Raw genomic sequence first — 15,962 nt, forward strand, 5'->3', positions numbered from 1 at the left:
ATGCAACGCACCTCGCTGGCCGAGTTCTCCTGCTCGATCGCCCGGACCCTCGATGTCTTCGGCGAATGGTGGACGCCGCTGATCGTCCGCGACGTCCACCTCGGGCTGCGCCGCTTCGAGCAGATCCAGTCCAATCTCGGGATCTCCCGCAAGGTGCTCACCCAGCGTCTGGAGCGCCTGGTCGAGGAGGACGTCCTCGCCCGCCGTCCCTACAGCGAACGCCCGCCCCGCGACGAGTACGTGCTGACCGAGCGCGGCCGCGAGCTCGTGCCGATCCTGCTCGCGCTGATGGCCTGGGGCGACCGCTGGACGGCGGGCGAGGACGGGCCCCCGATGATCGTCCGCCACGAGACCTGCGGCCAGGTGATCACCCCCGTCGTCGGCTGCCCCGCCTGCGGCGAGGCGCTGACCGCCGATGCCGTGCCGGCCGAGCCGGGTCCGGGCGCCCGGATCGGGCCGGGCACCCGCGAGATCGCCCGCATGCTCGGCCGCGGCTCTACTTCACCTCCCGCCTGATGAGGCGGAGGGTCCCGATGACGAGCGGAAGGAGCATCCACACCGCGAGGGACGTGCCGACGCGGGCCCATTCGCCGGCCGTGACGCCCGGCTCGCTGAGCGCCTCCAGCGTGCGGTTGGTGTCCAGCCAGCCCGCCGGCCCCCGGAGCTTGGCGACCAGCTCGCTGAGCGTCGTCCAGAGGGTGGGCAGCAGGAAGTAGAAGACGATCGCCAGCGGCGCGTTCATGAACAGCATGCCGAACGCGATGCCCGTGAAGACCGCGATGACCGCCATGAGCAGGGCCAGGCCGAAGCGGCCCGGGGACAGCGCCCAGCCGCCGTCCGAACGGCCCATGACCTCGCCGGCCGTACGGCCGATCAACGCGGTCACGAGGCCGAAGCAGGCGAACAGGGCCCCGAGGGCCGAGCCGGCGAGCAGCTTGGCGACCAGGACGCGGGGCCGCTCCGGCACGAGGGTGAACGTGGTGAGCGCCGTGCGCTGGGACCACTCGCTCGTGACCGAGAGGATGCCGAGCACGGGCAGCAGGAGCGCGACGCCGGTCAGCGAGGCGCTGAAGAACTCCGGCAGCGTCTGGTCCTGCTTCGGCACCGCGTAGAGCACCACCGGCATCATGGCCACGGCGGTCAGGCCCATGAGGATGAGCAGCCAGCGGCCCGAGCGGGTGTCGGTCATCTTGCGGACCTCGACGGCGGTGAGCCGGAGGAGGGACGGGCGTGCCGGCTTCAGCAGGGCCGGTGCGGTGATGGCGGTCATCGGAGCGCCTCCTGCGGGGCCGGGGCCGCCGCGGCCGGGTTGGTGAGGGAGAGGAACAGCTCCTCCAGGCCGCTCCCGCCGGCCTGGCGCAGTTCGAGCAGGACGGCTCCGGTCGCGGCGGCGGCCCGTCCCACGGCCTCGGCGGAGGCGTCCACGACGAAGGCGCCCTGGCCGTCCGGCCGGGCGGGCAGCCCGTCACGGGCCAGCGCGGCCCGCAGGGCGGCGCCGTCCAAGGCGCGCACCACCACGCCGGTGGGCTTGGTGAGCAGCTCGCCCTTGGTGCCCTGCGCGGCGATGCGGCCGCCCGCGATGACGACGAACCGGTCGGCGACGGCCTCCACTTCGAGGAGCAGGTGTGACGAGAGCAGGACCGTCCCGCCCCGGTCGGCGAAGTCGCGCAACATGGAGCGCATCCAGTGGATGCCCTCCGGGTCCAGGCCGTTCGCGGGCTCGTCCAAGATGAGCACGGTCGGATCGCCGAGCAGGGCCTGCGCGATGCCGAGGCGCTGGCGCATGCCGAGCGAGTAGGCGCCGACCCGGCGCTTGGCCGCCTTGGGCGGCAGCCCCACCCGGTCGAGCATCGCGCCGACGCGCGCGGTGTCGACGCCGAGGACCTGCGCGGTCAGGACGAGCGTCTCGCGGCCGGTGCGGCCGGAGTGCTGCGCGGCGGCGTCGAGGAGGACGCCGACGTGGCGGCCGGGGTTGCTGATGCGGCGGTACGGGACGCCCTGGACCGTCGCGGACCCGGAGGTGGGCGGGGTGAGGCCGCAGATCATCCGCATGGTGGTGGACTTGCCCGCGCCGTTGGGGCCGAGGAAGCCGGTGACCGTCCCGGGCTCGCAGCGGAACGAGACGTCCTCGACCGCCGCGACCTCGCGATATCGCTTGGTCAGGCTCGCAACACTGATCATGCCTCCAGGCTGCCGGTCGGGGCCCGGGCGGCGCGTCGGCCGGGCGGCGAGACCCGGGTCGACCAAAGTCGACGATCAGTCGTCCGATGGATCGTCGCCGCGCGCGTCGTGCACGAGCAGCGCGATCTGGACCCGGTTGTTGAGCTCCAGCTTGGTGAGCAGGCGCGAGACGTACGCCTTGACGGTGGCGACGCTGAGCGACAGCTCCTTGCCGATCTCGCTGTTGGTCTTGCCCCGCCCCACCAGCAGCGCGACGGCCCGCTCGCCCTCGCTCAGCCCGGCCAGCCGTTCGCGGGCCCGGGCCTGGCGCGGATCGACGCCCGCGTCCGCGACGTAGGACATCATCCGGCGCAGCACCGCCGGCGACATCATCGGCTCCCCGGCCGCGACCTGCCGGATCGCGCGCATGATCTCCGGTGGCGGCGTGTGCTTGAGCAGGAACCCGCCCGCGCCGGCGCGCATCGCGCGCAGGATGTGATCGTCGGTGTCGAACGTGGTCAAGATGATGATCTCGGGCGGTTCCCGCCGCGAGCGCAGCAGCTCGGTGGCGGCGAGCCCGTCCATCCGCGGCATCCGGATGTCCATGAGCACGACGTCGGGCCGGTGCTGGTTGACCGCCGCCACGACCTCGGCGCCGTCGCCGACGTCCGCGACCACCTCCAGGTCGTCGGCGCCCGCCAGCATCATCGACAGGCCCCTGCGGACGAGGGCGTCGTCGTCGACGATGAGCACCCGGATGGGCGAGTCCGTTTCGGTCACGTGGCTGACACTCGCTTACTGGTCGGGCCCGGCGTCATGGCCTGGCCGGGCGGGCAGGGGCAGGGACACGCGCAGCCGGAACTCGTCGCCGATCCGGCCGTGTTCGATCGTTCCGCCGACGAGGTCGACACGCTCGCGGAGGCCGACGAGCCCGGCCCCGGCGCCGGGCAGGTCCAGCGCGGCCAGGGCGGGCAGCAGCCGGTTGGCGACCACGATGGTCAGCTCGCCGCCGGCCGTCTCGACCGTGACCCGCACGTGCGAGCCGGGCGCGTGCTTGCGGGCGTTGGTCAGGCCCTCCTGGACGACGCGGTAGGCGTGCCGGCCGATCCGGGCCGGGATCGCGGCCGGGTCGGGGACACGGGCGTCCAGCCGGACGTGCGCCCCCGCCTCACGCGACTCGTCGATCAGCGCGGGCAGGTCGGTGAGTGTCGGCTGCGGCCGGTCGCGCTCGCCTCCCGTCACCACGGCGTCACCGGTGAGCGGGGTGTCGGCGCGCAGCACGCCGATCACCTCCCGCAGGTCCTCCATCGCCTCGTACGCGGACTGCCGGATGATCCCCGCCGCCTCCCGCTGCGCCGCCGGGGCGTCCGGGCCGAACTCAAGCGCCCCCGCGTGCACCGACAACAGCGAGATGCGGTGGGCGAGGACGTCGTGCATCTCCCGCGCGATCCGTTCGCGTTCCAGCAGCCGGGCCTCCTCGACCCGCAGCCGCTGGCCCTCCTCCGCCTCTCGAGCGCGTTCCCGCAGCGACGCGATGAGCTGGTGTTGCGAACGGATCAGCAGGCCGACGCTGACCAGGACGGCGTAACCCAGATAGAACGTGACCAGGCCGTCTCGGAAGTCGGCGCGGTCGAGCGACACCAGCGAGAAGACGGTGGTGATGATCCCGAGATTGGCCGCCGCCACGAGGGCCGTCACCCGCCACGAACGGCGGATCGCGACCGTGAACACCGCCATCGCGGCGGGTCCGTACGCGGTCGAGGCCATGATCTGGACGATCATGAGAACGACGGCGATGGCCGCGGGCCGTGCCCGCCGGAACGCCAGGAACAGGGCGCACGCGACCGTCCCGATCGCCAGGTCGGGGATGATCGCGTTCTCTTTCTCGGGGAAGCTGTCCAGCGAGGCGAAGAGCATGAGGACACCGACCACCGCCGCGACGAGGGTGGCGCCGGCGTCGGCGGCCCACTCGCGCTTCGAGCGCCGCAGATCCACCTGATCAACGTTACCGATCCGGCCGGGTGCCCGGAGTGACCGCAGGTCGATGCGGTAGAGACTTTGGTCGATGGCGTTCCGCTAGGTGAGGGGCTGCCCGGTCACCGGGGCGCCGAGCGCGCTTTCCTTGAGCCAGGCGCTCCAGGAGATCGCCCACGGCGTCGGCCCGTTGCCGAACCGCAGCTTGCGGGTGGTGCCGGTGACCTCGATGATGTCGCCGCGCTGGGTGAAGTCGTAGAACCACTTCGCGTCGGAAGGGGAGGCGTTGACGCAGCCGTGGCTGACGTTGGCGCTGCCCTGCGAGCCGGTCGACCAGGGGGCCGAGTGGACGAACGTGCCGCTGTAGGTGGTGCGGACGTTCCAGTCGGTGGGCGTGCGGTAGGCCCCGGGGTTGCCGGTGGTGGAGGAGTCCATGACCATGTGCGGGATCTTCTCCTGCGCGATCATGACTCCGGTGTAGCTGTCGTCGCCGGGCTTGCCGAGGCTGACCTTCATCGTCCGGACGGTCTCGCCGCCGTCGGTCACCGTCGCCCGGTGCGTCCTAGCGTTGATCTTGGTGTAGTGCTTGGGCCCAACGGTGAAGTTCAGCGTGCGGTCCTTCACCCCGTACAGCCCGTTACCGGCCTTGACGCCCGCCAGGTGCGCGACCACCTGGACCTTGGAGCCCGCGGGCCAGTACACGCGAGGCCGGAAGTCGACCTCCTTGTCGCTGATCCAGTGCCAGGCGCCCTCGACCGGCTTGGACATGCGCACCTCAAGCGAGCGTTCGATCGCCGCGCGGCCCTCCTTGGTGGAGACCGGCTGGGTCAGCAGGAGCTGGACCGGCATCCCGACCCCGACCTTCTCGCCCTCCAGCGGCGCCATGCCGCTTTCGAGCTTCTTGCGGGGCGTGAGCGTGGTGAACGTGGAGGTGGCGGTGGTCGGCTTTCCGTCGTCGGTGCCCTTGGCCGTCACGGTGTAGGTCGTCGCCGGGCGGAGCGTCCAGCGCGACTTCCACGACCGGCCGTCCGGGGCCAGCGCGCCCTCGGCCTTGCGTCCCTTGGCGTCCGCGACCGTCACCTCGGTCAGCTTGCCCTTGTCGGCCCTGACCGTGACCGGCTGGTCGGGCGCGACCTGCTTGGCGCCGGTCGCCGGCGTGATCGCCAGCTTGGCGGCTTCGGTCTTGCCGCCGTCTCCGCCGCCCTTGTCGCCGTCCCCACCCGACGAGCATCCGGCCGCGACCGCCACCGCGAGCACGGCCGCCGCGCAGGCTCTTCCGGCACGACCCTTGAGCACTTTGCCCCTCCTCATCGTTTGACAAGGGGTTCCCCCCGTTCCCCAGAGTATGTCGGGAAAACCGTTTGCCCGTGGCTCGGCTGATCGGTGACGCTGGGCGCATGCAGGTCATCTTTCACCGGCTGGCGGAGGCCATCTATTTCAGCACCGCGGCACGGGATGACGGCGTGACCGTGATGGTGCCGGGCTACGACCGCACCAGCCCGGTCCCGCACGACCTCGCCCATTTCGTCGCCGAACACGAGTTCGGCCTGGACCGGGGATTCTGGGGCAGTGTCGCCGCGGGCGCCATGTTCACGAACATGAAGGTCGTGGAGGGACGGCGCAGGCCGCACGCCGACGAGCGTTCCAAGCGGATCCTCAAGGCCAACGGCATGTGGGTCGGCGCGTCCGAGGCCCTCGCCGGGGCGGTCCACGACGCGGTCGAGGAGGGCCACACGCCCGAGCATGCGCTGGCGGCGCTTCGCAGGATGCACGGTGTCGTGAGCACCGAGCCGCTGCCCATCAAGGTGGCGGACGTCGAACGCGCGATCGGCGCGCTGCGGGCCGCCGCCGCCCGCTGGGCAGAGGTCCCGGTGGGGGAGGGCATGGCCCTCCAGTGGCGGCTGCCCGTCCACGACCCGGGCGCCGGCCGGCGCCGGTCCAAGGCCCGCAAGAGCGGTCGCCGCCTGCCGCGCGGTGCCCGCTAGGCGTCGTCGGCTTCGAGTGCCCTGAGCACGGTCTCGCCTCGTCCCCGCCCGCACGCGCGGGCGGTCCCACCGCCGGAACGCCAGAGTGATCGTCCCGTCGGCGAGACCCGCCCACGCCTGCTCGGGGAACTACATCAGGGTGAGGCGATGCGTTCGATGCCGGGCGGCAGCTGCGACGCCGCCGCCCGGTCCAGCAGGAACAGCGTGCGCTGGCGCCCGCGCGCCCCGGCGACCGGCACCTGCACCGGACCTGCCTCCTTCGACAGCCCGAGCCGGACCGCCCGGGCCTTCTCCTCGCCCGCCGCCAGGACCCAGACCTCGCGGGCGGCCCTGATCGAGGGGAAGGCCAGCGAGACGCGGGTGGGCGGCGGCTTGGGCGCGCCCCGCACCGCCACCACCGGCCGCTCGTCGTAGACCGCCGGCATCTCCGGGAACAACGACGCGACGTGCGCGTCCGGCCCCACGCCCAGCATGAGGATGTCGAACGAGGGCACCGGCCCGTGGTCTTCCGGCCGGGCGGCGGCGCGCAGCTCCGCGGCGTACCGTTCGGCCGCGGCCTCCGGGTCCTTGCCGTCCGGGCCGTCGGTGGCGGGCATGGCGTGCACCCGGGCCGGGTCCACGTCCACGTGGTCGAGCAGCGCCGTGCGGGCACCGGTCTCGTTGCGTTCCGGATCGCCGGTCGGCAGGAACCGCTCGTCCCCCCACCAGATGTCCAGCCGCCGCCAGTCGATGGCGTCGCGGGCCCGGCCGGCGCGGAGCTCGGAGAGCACCGCGGTGCCCACCCCGCCGCCGGTCAGCACCACCGAGGCGGTGCCCCGGGCGGCCTGCACGTCGACGATCCGGGTGATCAGGCGGGCCGCGGCCGCCTGCGCCAGCAGCTGCTGGTCGCGGTGGATCAGCACGGCCGGCGTGCTCATCGGCCGTCCTGCTTGGGCTTCGCCGCCGCCTTGCCGCGCGCCGCGGGCTTGGCCTTGGCGCCGTCCGGAGCGGTGGTCCCGTCGCCACTGGCCAGGTCCTTGGCGAACCGGGCCGCCGCCTCGTGGTAGGGCTCGTCGGGATCGAGCCTGCGCAGCTCCTCGGCCAGCAGCTCGGCCATCGGGCGGCGCATCAGCGCCACCTGCCGGTCGGGCTGGTCGGGACGCGACAGCGTGGCCACCCGCCCGTCCGGCCGCGACACCTCGATGTCGCCGCCGGTCGTGGACAGGCGGACGCCCGTGATGCCCGGGCCCTCGGAGACGACGCGGGTCACCGGGACCCCGAGCCGGATCGACAACCACGCGGCGAGCAGTTCGGCGCTGGGACTGTCGGGCTCGGCGGACACCTCGCCGGAGACGACCTGGTCGTGGTCCTGGTCGAGCGCCGCCGCGAGCAGCGACCGCCACGAGGTGAGCCGCGTCCAGGTGAAGTCGGTGTCGCCCGGCCGGTAGCCCTCCGCCAGTTTGGCCAGGGTGCCGAGCCGGTCGCGGGCGGCGTAGGAGTCGGTCACCCGGCGCTGGGCCAGCGCGCCCAGCGGGTCCTCGCCGGGCACCTTCGGGACCTTTCCGCCCGGCCACCACGTCACCACCGGCGTGTCGGGCATCAGCAGCGGCGTCACGACCGAGTCGGCGTGCTCGGCGAGCGGCCCGTACATCCGGAGCAGCACGGTCTCGCCCGGGCCGGTCTCGCCCATCCGGATCTCCGCGTCCAGGCGCGAGGTGCTGCCGCGCGCCTCGCGGGAGATGACCGTCAGCACGCGGCACGGGTGCTCGCGGGACGCCTCGGTGCCCGCCCGGACGGCGTCGTACTGCGCCGACTCGTCGGTCACGATGATGAGGGTCAGCACCATGCCGACCGCGGGCCCGCCCATCAGGTGCCGCGCCTGGGTGAGCGCCTCCTGGATCCGGCGCGTGCTGGTGTCGGTGAGATCGATGTTCATCTCAGATTCGCCTCCAGGCGCGCCCGTCGCGGGCCATGAGCTCGTCGGCGCCGGCCGGGCCGTAGCCGCCGGACTTGTACTGCTCGACCTTGGGCTTCGACGCCCAGTACTCGGTCACCGGGTCGAGGATCTTCCAGGACAACTCGACCTCCGTCTGGCGCGGGAACAGCGGCGGGTCGCCGATCAGCACGTCGAGCAGCAGCCGCTCGTAGGCCTCGGGGGAGGACTCGGTGAACGACTCGCCGTAGGCGAAGTCCATGTTCACGTCGCGGATCTCCATCGAGGTGCCGGGCACCTTGGAGCCGAACCGGACCGTGATGCCCTCGTCCGGCTGCACCCGCATCACCAGCGCGTTCTCGCCGAGCTCCTCGGTGTCGGTCTGCGAGAACGGCAGGTGGGGAGCCTGCTGGAAGATCATCGCGACCTCGGTGACGCGGCGGCTGAGCCGCTTGCCGGTCCGCAGGTAGAACGGCACGCCCGCCCACCGGCGGTTGTCGATCTCCATCTTGATCGCCGCGTACGTCTCGGTCCTGGAGTCCGGCGGGATGCCCTCCTCCTCCAGATAGCCGCGCACCTTGACACCGCCCTGCCAGCCCGCCGAGTACTGCCCGCGGGCGGTCGCGAGGCCGAGCTCGTCGGGCAGGCGGACCGAGGAGAGGATCTTGGACTTCTCGGCGCGGACCGCCTCGGCGCTGAACGACGTCGGCTCCTCCATCGCGGTGAGCGCGAGCAGCTGGAGCAGGTGGTTCTGGATGACGTCGCGGGCGGCGCCGATCCCGTCGTAGTAGCCCGCGCGACCGCCGATGCCGATGTCCTCGGCCATGGTGATCTGCACGTGGTCGACGTAGGAACGGTTCCAGATCGGCTCGAACATCGTGTTGGCGAACCGCAGCGCCAGGATGTTCTGCACGGTCTCCTTGCCGAGGTAGTGATCGATCCGGAAGATCGACTCCTCGGGGAAGACGCGGTGCACGGTGTCGTTCAGCTCGACCGCGCTCGTCAGATCGTGCCCGAACGGCTTCTCGATGACCACCCGCCGCCACGACGTGCGGTCGTGCTCGGCGAGCCCGCTGCGCTGCAGCTGCTCGACCACCTGGGGGAAGAACTTCGGGGGGATCGAGAGGTAGAACGCGTAGTTGCCGCCGGTGCCGCGGGTGGTGTCCAGCTCCTTGACGGCCATGGCGAGGGCGTCGAAGGCGCCGGGGTCGCCGAACTCGCCGGGCACGAAGTGCATGCCCTCCGACAGGTGCCGCCAGACGTCCTCGCGGAACGGGGTCCGGGCGTGCTGCTTGACCGACTCGTAGGCGATCTGGCGGAAGTCCTGGTTGTCCCAGTCGCGGCGGGCGAAGCCGACCAGCGCGAAGCCGGGCGGCAGGAGCCCGCGGTTGGCGAGGTCGTAGATGGCGGGCAGCAGCTTCTTGCGCGACAGGTCCCCGGTGACGCCGAACAACACCAGCACGCAGGGGCCTGCCACCCGGGGAAGCCGCTTGTCCCGCGGATCCCGGAGCGGGTTGTCTTTCGTGCTCACGTGGCGCCCCCCTCTACTCGCGACATGCCCCGCTCCACTCGGAGGCCGGCAGGGCGCGTTCCCGCCCTCAGTCTGCGCTGGCTTTCTCTGGCTGTCGGCATATCCGTGGCTGTCGGTATCTCTCTGACTTTCGCTGTGTCTCTGGCTGTCGCGGGTCGTGCCGACCTCATGCCTCTCCTCGGGCGGATTCGAGCAGCCGGGCGAGTCCCGCCCAGCGGTTCTGCAGGTGCAGCCGCACCACCGGGCGGCCGCCGTTCCGTGCCGCGCGGGCCTCGCTGAGGGCCCGCGCCAGCTGGAGCCGGCTCAACCGGTGGTGCCGATCGGGGACCGGCACGTCGTGAACGACGTTCCCGGTCAACACCAGGTATACGCCCCTCTCCAGACGATCATTCCCGACCGCCGGGTAACGGGAACCCCAGCTGATCGTCACGGGGCGGGCGCACCGGGCGGCCAGCAGCGCGCCGAGCCGGCGCACCTGCGCGCCCTGCCCGCGGGCCCGGTCGGGGTCCAGATGGGCCACGATCGCCAGATGGCCGTCGGCGCCGACGCGTTCGGCCAGGGCGTCGAACAGCCCGGCCAGGTCGGTGGCGCCGCCGAGCACCGGATCGTGGGTGTGCACCTCGACGGCCTGCCCAGGTTCGCCCTCGACCAACATGGCCGGCGGGACCGATTCCACCGTTCCACCACCGGCCGCGGCCGCGGGTGCGCGTTCGGGCGTCAGCGGGTCCACGCCGAGCAGCTGGGCGGCGACGGCGGCGGCGTACTCCCAGACGACCAGCTGCGCGGACGGGGGAGCGGTGACGGTGGCGTCGTCCTGCCGTGGCCGCCCGTCCAGTGTGACGAGGAAGACGTCGTCGGAGGGCACGACCGGCAGACCGCCGTGCTGGACGAGCGGAAGGATCCGGCCGCCGGTGGCCTCGGCGAGCAGCACCGCCGCCCAGTCGGCCAGCCCGGGCAAGGACGCCGGGTAGTCGCCGAGCACCACGGTGGTGCGGCCGGCCCGCGCCGCGCCGCCGAGGATCGCGCCCAGCACCAGGCCCGGGTTGTTCTCCGGGCGGGTCAGCGCGGGCAGCACGGTCGTCGCCTGTTCGAGGAGGCGCGCCACGTCGGTCCCGGCGAGCGCGGCCGGGACGAGCGCGTACGGGGAGAGGGCGCCGAACGGCGTGCGCGCCGGGGCCTCGATCAGCGCATGGCCCGCCTCGTCCGCCCGCTTCGCCGAGGCGGCGCCCGGTTCGGCGACGGTGACGAAGCGCCGGGCGATCTGCGCCGCGGACAGGCTGAGGTCCTGGAACATCTGCACGAAGATCCGCCGGAGCGTCTCGGTGACGGTGTCGTCCCCGGTCACCACGACCATCGTGCGGCGCAGCCGTTCGTGGTCGGCGCCGAGGCGCACCACCGGGCCGGGCTCGGCGCTCTCCAGCAGCGTCAGCGGCCGTCCGGCGGCCGAGTTGCGGGCGATGAGCCCGGCGGCGCGTGCGGGGGCGCCGCGGCCGAGCAGCGCCAGCTCCGTCAGTCCCTCCGCGCGGGCCGCCGCGCGCAGTTCGCCGAGCCGGGCGAGAAGCGCGCGGGAGGCACCGGGCTGGCCCGGCCAGCACAGCGTGCGCCCGTCGTCGGCCGCCGCGGCGGCCGACGGCCAGAGCGCGGGATCCTCCGACGCCAGCCGGACCGGCACCTGGTCGATCCAGAGCCTGCCCAGCATGCGTTCGGCGGCGTCCTTGACGGGACCGCGGGCGGTGACGGTCGTGTTGCCCGAGACGACCGCGGTGAAGCTCGGCACGGTCACGTCGAGCGGGCCGCCTCGGCGAGACGGCCGACCGCCTCGGCGGGGTTCCGCAGGTGCAGCCGCAGCGCGGGGAGGCCGCGCTGGCGCAGCGCCCGCACCTCGGCCACGGCGCGGGCCAGCTGGAGTTTGCCGAGCGTGTACGGGCGGCCCGGGACCGGATGGTCCTGGGCCGTGTCGCCGGTGATGACGAGGAACGCGCCGTTGCCCGGCCCCTCCTTGTGCACGGGACCGGTCGCGTGCAGGTAGCCGGGGCCGGGGCCGTACGACACCGGGCGCCCGGTGCGCCGTGCCAGGGCGGGCGCCAGGTAGCGGCCGGAGAAGTCCCCCGACAGGTAGGTGACGACCGACAGGTATCCGTTGGCCGGGACACGGCTCAGCAGGTCGCCGAGGGCGGCGTCGAGCCCGGTGCCGCCGGTGTGCGCCAGGTCGGTGTGCACCTCGATGTCGCCGTCGACGAACGTGGGCTCGCCGGACATCAGCGGGCCTTCGCCCGCCGCCCGGAGCATGGTCGCCGCGTCGTCCTCGGCGTCCTGCACGACGGGGCCGCCCGGCTCGAACGGGTTGACGCCGAGGAGCCAGCCCGCCACCGCCGTCGCGTACTCCCAGACGAGGAACTGGCCGCCCAGCGGCGCCCACAGCGAGGTGTCGGCGTCGGCGCCGGACGCCGCGGTCGGGTTCAGCGCCACGGTGTGCAGGTCGGGGAGCTCGCCGGGACTGCCGGGAGGCTCGAACGCCAGCACGCCGCGGCCGCGCTTACCGGTGCCGACGGCGAGAAGCTGGGAGATCCACGCGCTCAGCGCGCTCGGCCCCCCGGGCTCCCGCAGCACCACCTTGTCGCGGGCGTGGCCGGCCGGCCCCTGCTGCGCGCAGCCGCCCAGGACCGCGCCGAGCAGGAGCCCGGGGTTCTCGTCCTCGCGGGCCAGGGAGGGCACCAGCGCGGCGGCCTCGTCCAGCAGCCGGTAGACGTCGCCGCCCGCCAGCAACGCCGGCACCAGGCCGTACGCCGACAGCGCGCCGAAGTGCCCGGGCAGGTAGGGGTCGGTGAGTCCCACGCGGTAACCGCACTGGCGCGCGAAGTCGTGCAGCGGGCTGCCGTGGTCGGTGATGACGAGGAAACGTCCGGCGATCTCTCGTTCGGACAGGCCGTGCTCGCGGAACGCCGCCGAGAAGATGCGCCGGTAGGCGTCGCCCTCCAGCGAGACGCCGGCCTTGCTGGAGAGCACGACGAGCGTGCGGTCGAGACGTTCGAGGGCGAACGTGAGGGCGGCGATGTCGGAGCCGTCCAGAACGGTGAGCTCGCCGGAACGCTCAGCGTCCTGCCCGCCGCCGGTGCCGGGTACGCCGGAAACGCCGCCCGCGCTCTGAGCGGCGAGCGGCCGCCCCGCCGGAGAGTGCGTCTCGACGATCGCCTGCGCCGCGAGGGTCTCGGCGCCGATGCCGATGAGCACGATGTGGTCCAGGCCGGAGTAGCGGGCCTCGGCCACCAGCCCCTCGATCTGGTTGAGCAGACCGTGGGAGGCGAACGGCAGGTCCAGCCAGCCCAGCCGGCTGTGGTCCACGGTGCGCCGCCCCCAGAGCCGGGGGTCCTTCGCCGCGAGCGCGCCGGGGACGCCGCAGCTCACGAGGTAGTCGCGAGCCTGCAGCGCCGCGTCGAGCGCGTCGCCGCGGGTCAGTACGTCGAATCCGGCCACCGTCCTCCAGCCCCCACCCGCCGCAGTCGTCCTACTCCCATCGTTTCAGGAGAGAACGGGCAACAGCCACCAAAACGCCGATCTTCTGGATGACGATTTGTGCACAAGTGCACGACCGGAACCGAACATTGATCAGCCGGTGAGGACCTTGGTCAGCTGCGCGATGCCCTCGTCGCGGTCCCGGAGGTGGAGGCGGAAGGCCGGCCGTCCCAGCGACCGCAGCACCCGCAGGTCGCCGAACGCCTGGGCGAGCTGCAACTGCCCCAGCGTGTAGGGCCGCCCGGGCACCTCGACGTCCTCCCTGACGGCCCCGGTGATCTGCAGGAACGCCCCGTTCCGCGGTCCGCCCTTGTGGTATTGGCCCGCGGTGTGCAGCGCCTGCGGTCCCCATCCGAACGTGACCGGCGCGGCGTGCCTGCGCAGCCGCGCGCCGCGTTCGGCCAGCAGGGACCGGAGCCCGGCCGCCGAGGCGTCGCCGAACCTGTCCAGATAGGCCATCACCGCCAGATAGCCCCGGTCGGGGGCCGCCGTCAGGATCGCCCCGAAGACGCCGGCGAGGTCTTTGGCGCCCTGCAGCGACTCCTCGCGGGCGTGCACCTCCACGGCGCCCTCGACCAGCGCGGGAGCCGTGCGGACGACGGTGGGGGCGGCGCCCTCCTCGGCGCGCAGCAGCGCCGCGGTGTTGGCCTCGGACTCGCGGACGTCGGGCTGGTCGAACGGGTTGACCCCGAGGACGCGGCCCGCGACCGCCGTCGCGTACTCCCAGAGCAGGAACTGCGCGCCCAGCGGGCCCGCGACGCTCAGCCCCGCGTCGCGCCCCGCCGCGGGGTCGTCCGGGCGGCTGCCCAGCACGACCCGGCGCACGTCGCCGGTCGGCTCGAAGCCCGGCGCGTCGACGCTCTCGACGACGACCGGCAGCAGGCCCTTGCCGTCCTTGCCGGTGGACTCGGCGACGAGCGGTTCGATCCAGCCGTCGAGGCCCGGCAGGCCGGAGCCGTTGTCGGCGATCACCAGTTTGTCGCGGCCGCCGAGCGCCGAACTGCCGAGGACCGCGCCCAGCGCGAGCGCGGGGTTGTCGTAGGGCTGCCGGAGGGCGGGAACCAGTGCCGCCGCCTCGTCCAGGAGCCGAGCCACGTCCACACCGGCCAGGGCACAGGGCACCAGGCCGGACGCGGACAGCGCGCCGTAGCGGCCGCCAACGTCGGGATCGGCGTGCACCAGCCGGTAACCGGCCGCCTCCGCGACGGCCTCCAGCGGCGAGCCGGGGTCGGTGACCACCACGAAGCGCCGCCGCAGCGCGGCACCGGTGATCCCGGCCTCGGCGAACGCGTGCTCGAAGACACGCCGGTGCGCGTCGGTCTCCACCGAGGCGCCGCTCTTGCTGGACACCACCAGCAGGGTCCGGTCGAGGCGGCCGGCGAGCACGTCGCCCACCTGGTGCGGGTCGGTGGTGTCGAGAACGGTCAGCTCCACGCCGCCGGCGCAGGCGATGACCTCGGCCGCGCGGGAGGCGCCGCCCATGCCCGCGAGCACGATGCGGTCGAGCCCCGCGCCGCGCGCCTCGCCGACGAGCTCGGCAAGGCGCCCGGGCAGCCGTCGCGAACGCTCCGGCAAGCCGAGCCAGCCCAGCCTCCGGGCGGCCGTGGGCGCCGCGTCCGGTCCCCAGAGCCCGGTGCCGCCGGACGTCAGGGAACCCGGGACGCCGTCGGAGACGAGCCGGTCCAGGACCGTCTCGGTCTCGTCCACGACGACGCCCCGGATGGTGACCGACACCCCGCCGGCGGTCACCACCGATGTCACGCGCCGGCCTCCTGCTTGCCGAGCTCTCCGGAGATGGTGCCGAGGAGCTCGTTCCAGGAGACCTCGAACTTGTCGACGCCCTCGTCCTCCAGGACCTTGACGACGTCGTCGTAGTCGACGCCCACCTTCTTCAGGGCCGCCATGTGGGCGCGGGCGTCGTCGTAGGCTCCCGTGACGGTGTCACCGGTGATGTTCGCGTGGTCGGCGGTGGCCTCCAGCGTGGCCTCCGGCATCGTGTTGACCGTGCCGGGCGCGACGAGCCGGTCGACGTAGAGCGTGTCGGGCAGGTCGGGGTCCTTCACGCCGGTCGACGCCCACAGCGGCCGCTGGGGCCGCGCCCCGGCGTCCTTGAGCGCCTTCCACCGGTCGGTGCCGAACTTCTCCTCGTACAGCGCGTAGGCCAGGCGGGCGTTGGCGACGCCGGCCTTGGACCGCAGCGCCTTGGCCTCGTCGCCGCCGATCTTGTCGAGCCGCTTGTCGATCTCGGTGTCGACCCGGCTGACGAAGAACGACGCGACCGACGCGATCCTGGTGAGGTCGTGGCCGTTCGCGCGGGCCTGCTCCAGCCCCTCGAAGAACGCGTCGATGACCTTGCCGTACCGCTCCAGCGAGAAGATCAGCGTCACGTTCACGCTGATGCCCTCGGCCAGCGCCGCGGTGATCGCCGGAAGGCCGGGCTCGGTCGCCGGGATCTTGATGAACAGGTTGGGCCGGTCCACCATCCACCACAGCGCCCGCGCCTCGGCGACCGTCTCGGCCGTCTTGCGGGCCAGCCGCGGGTCGACCTCGATCGAGACCCGGCCGTCCAGGCCCTCGGTGCGGTCGTAGACCGGCCGCAGCACGTCGCAGCCCCAGCGGATGTCGTACGTGGTGATCGCGCGGGAGGCCTCGTCCACGCTCACGCCGCGCCGGACGAGATCCCTCACCTGCTCGTCGTACGCCGAGCCCTTGCTCAGCGCCTTGGCGAAGATCGTGGGGTTGGACGTCACGCCCACGACGTGCTTCTCCTTGACCAGGTTCTCAAGGTCGCCCGTGCGCAGCCGCTCCCGGCTGATGTCGTCGAGCCAGATCGACACACCCTGGTCGGAGAGCTTCTTCAGGTTGTCACTCATCGCTTTCCTCCTGT

Annotated in this window: 14 protein-coding genes; 2 read left to right on the forward strand and 12 right to left on the reverse strand. The window is 73.1% G+C overall.

The annotated features are described in order from the left end of the window. On the forward strand, positions 1 to 516 hold the full coding sequence (locus ABD333_RS12415) for a winged helix-turn-helix transcriptional regulator (protein ID WP_344540608.1): 516 nt from the start codon (positions 1 to 3) through the stop codon (positions 514 to 516). On the opposite strand, the gene ABD333_RS12420 is transcribed toward ABD333_RS12415, so the two are convergent. From ABD333_RS12420 to ABD333_RS12440, 5 genes are all read right to left on the reverse strand, one after another. Next, positions 497 to 1,270 carry an ABC transporter permease gene (locus ABD333_RS12420; RefSeq protein ID WP_344540610.1) on the reverse strand — a complete coding sequence of 258 codons (774 nt, stop codon included), beginning with the start codon at positions 1,268 to 1,270 and terminating at the stop codon, positions 497 to 499. The genes ABD333_RS12415 and ABD333_RS12420 overlap by 20 nt on opposite strands. Next, positions 1,267 to 2,181 carry an ABC transporter ATP-binding protein gene (locus ABD333_RS12425; protein WP_344540612.1) on the reverse strand — a complete coding sequence of 305 codons (915 nt, stop codon included), beginning with the start codon at positions 2,179 to 2,181 and terminating at the stop codon, positions 1,267 to 1,269. The genes ABD333_RS12420 and ABD333_RS12425 overlap by 4 nt, the downstream gene beginning before the upstream one ends. 75 nt (positions 2,182 to 2,256) lie before the next feature. After that, a complete protein-coding gene (locus ABD333_RS12430; protein WP_344540614.1) occupies positions 2,257 to 2,940 on the reverse strand; it encodes a response regulator transcription factor in 684 nt (227 codons plus the stop codon). 15 nt (positions 2,941 to 2,955) lie between these two features. Next, positions 2,956 to 4,155, reverse strand: a complete 1,200-nt coding sequence (locus ABD333_RS12435; RefSeq protein ID WP_344540616.1) for a sensor histidine kinase — start codon at positions 4,153 to 4,155, stop codon at positions 2,956 to 2,958. 81 nt (positions 4,156 to 4,236) lie between these two features. After that, on the reverse strand, positions 4,237 to 5,430 hold the full coding sequence (locus ABD333_RS12440; RefSeq protein ID WP_344540617.1) for a L,D-transpeptidase: 1,194 nt from the start codon (positions 5,428 to 5,430) through the stop codon (positions 4,237 to 4,239). Positions 5,431 to 5,531: 101 nt separating this feature from the next. Here ABD333_RS12440 and ABD333_RS12445 point away from each other — a divergent pair, with 101 nt between their 5' ends. After that, positions 5,532 to 6,119, forward strand: coding sequence for a hypothetical protein (locus ABD333_RS12445; protein ID WP_344540619.1), 588 nt, complete (start codon positions 5,532 to 5,534; stop codon positions 6,117 to 6,119). A gap of 134 nt (positions 6,120 to 6,253) precedes the next feature. Here the strand turns inward: ABD333_RS12445 and pgl are convergent, their stop codons facing one another. The 7 genes from pgl to tal all read right to left on the reverse strand — a co-directional run bounded on the left by pgl (position 6,254) and on the right by tal (position 15,948). Then, positions 6,254 to 7,036 carry a 6-phosphogluconolactonase gene (gene pgl, locus ABD333_RS12450; RefSeq protein ID WP_344540621.1) on the reverse strand — a complete coding sequence of 261 codons (783 nt, stop codon included), beginning with the start codon at positions 7,034 to 7,036 and terminating at the stop codon, positions 6,254 to 6,256. Then, positions 7,033 to 8,034, reverse strand: a complete 1,002-nt coding sequence (locus tag ABD333_RS12455) for a glucose-6-phosphate dehydrogenase assembly protein OpcA (RefSeq protein WP_344540623.1) — start codon at positions 8,032 to 8,034, stop codon at positions 7,033 to 7,035. Before ABD333_RS12455 ends, pgl begins: the two co-directional genes overlap by 4 nt. 1 nt (position 8,035) lies before the next feature. Then, on the reverse strand, positions 8,036 to 9,562 hold the full coding sequence (zwf, locus tag ABD333_RS12460) for a glucose-6-phosphate dehydrogenase (RefSeq protein WP_344540624.1): 1,527 nt from the start codon (positions 9,560 to 9,562) through the stop codon (positions 8,036 to 8,038). Between the two features lie 166 nt (positions 9,563 to 9,728). Beyond that, positions 9,729 to 11,345, reverse strand: a complete 1,617-nt coding sequence (locus ABD333_RS12465) for a glucose-6-phosphate isomerase (protein WP_344540626.1) — start codon at positions 11,343 to 11,345, stop codon at positions 9,729 to 9,731. Further along, on the reverse strand, positions 11,342 to 13,036 hold the full coding sequence (locus tag ABD333_RS12470; protein ID WP_344540627.1) for a phosphoheptose isomerase: 1,695 nt from the start codon (positions 13,034 to 13,036) through the stop codon (positions 11,342 to 11,344). The genes ABD333_RS12465 and ABD333_RS12470 overlap by 4 nt, the downstream gene beginning before the upstream one ends. Before the next feature lie 132 nt (positions 13,037 to 13,168). Then, a complete protein-coding gene (locus tag ABD333_RS12475) occupies positions 13,169 to 14,836 on the reverse strand; it encodes a glucose-6-phosphate isomerase (RefSeq protein ID WP_344540629.1) in 1,668 nt (555 codons plus the stop codon). After that, the gene (tal, locus tag ABD333_RS12480) at positions 14,833 to 15,948 is read right to left on the reverse strand and encodes a transaldolase (RefSeq protein ID WP_344540631.1); all 1,116 of its coding nucleotides are present in this window, start codon (positions 15,946 to 15,948) and stop codon (positions 14,833 to 14,835) included. Before tal ends, ABD333_RS12475 begins: the two co-directional genes overlap by 4 nt. Between the last annotated feature and the right edge of the window lie 14 nt (positions 15,949 to 15,962).

Origin of the sequence: Actinomadura fulvescens (genome assembly GCF_039533225.1) — a bacterium.
In the GTDB taxonomy this organism is placed as follows: Bacteria; Actinomycetota; Actinomycetes; order Streptosporangiales; family Streptosporangiaceae; genus Spirillospora; species Spirillospora fulvescens.

What these genes read in the sequence shown, in the direction of transcription:
- ABD333_RS12415 (WP_344540608.1), top strand. Translation starts at nt 1, where the DNA reads ATGCAACGCACCTCGCTGGCCGAGTTCTCCTGCTCGATCGCCCGGACC.
- ABD333_RS12420 (WP_344540610.1), bottom strand. Translation starts at nt 1,270, where the DNA reads ATGACCGCCATCACCGCACCGGCCCTGCTGAAGCCGGCACGCCCGTCC.
- ABD333_RS12425 (WP_344540612.1), bottom strand. Translation starts at nt 2,181, where the DNA reads ATGATCAGTGTTGCGAGCCTGACCAAGCGATATCGCGAGGTCGCGGCG.
- ABD333_RS12445 (WP_344540619.1), top strand. Translation starts at nt 5,532, where the DNA reads ATGCAGGTCATCTTTCACCGGCTGGCGGAGGCCATCTATTTCAGCACC.
- pgl (WP_344540621.1), bottom strand. Translation starts at nt 7,036, where the DNA reads ATGAGCACGCCGGCCGTGCTGATCCACCGCGACCAGCAGCTGCTGGCG.
- ABD333_RS12455 (WP_344540623.1), bottom strand. Translation starts at nt 8,034, where the DNA reads ATGAACATCGATCTCACCGACACCAGCACGCGCCGGATCCAGGAGGCG.
- tal (WP_344540631.1), bottom strand. Translation starts at nt 15,948, where the DNA reads ATGAGTGACAACCTGAAGAAGCTCTCCGACCAGGGTGTGTCGATCTGG.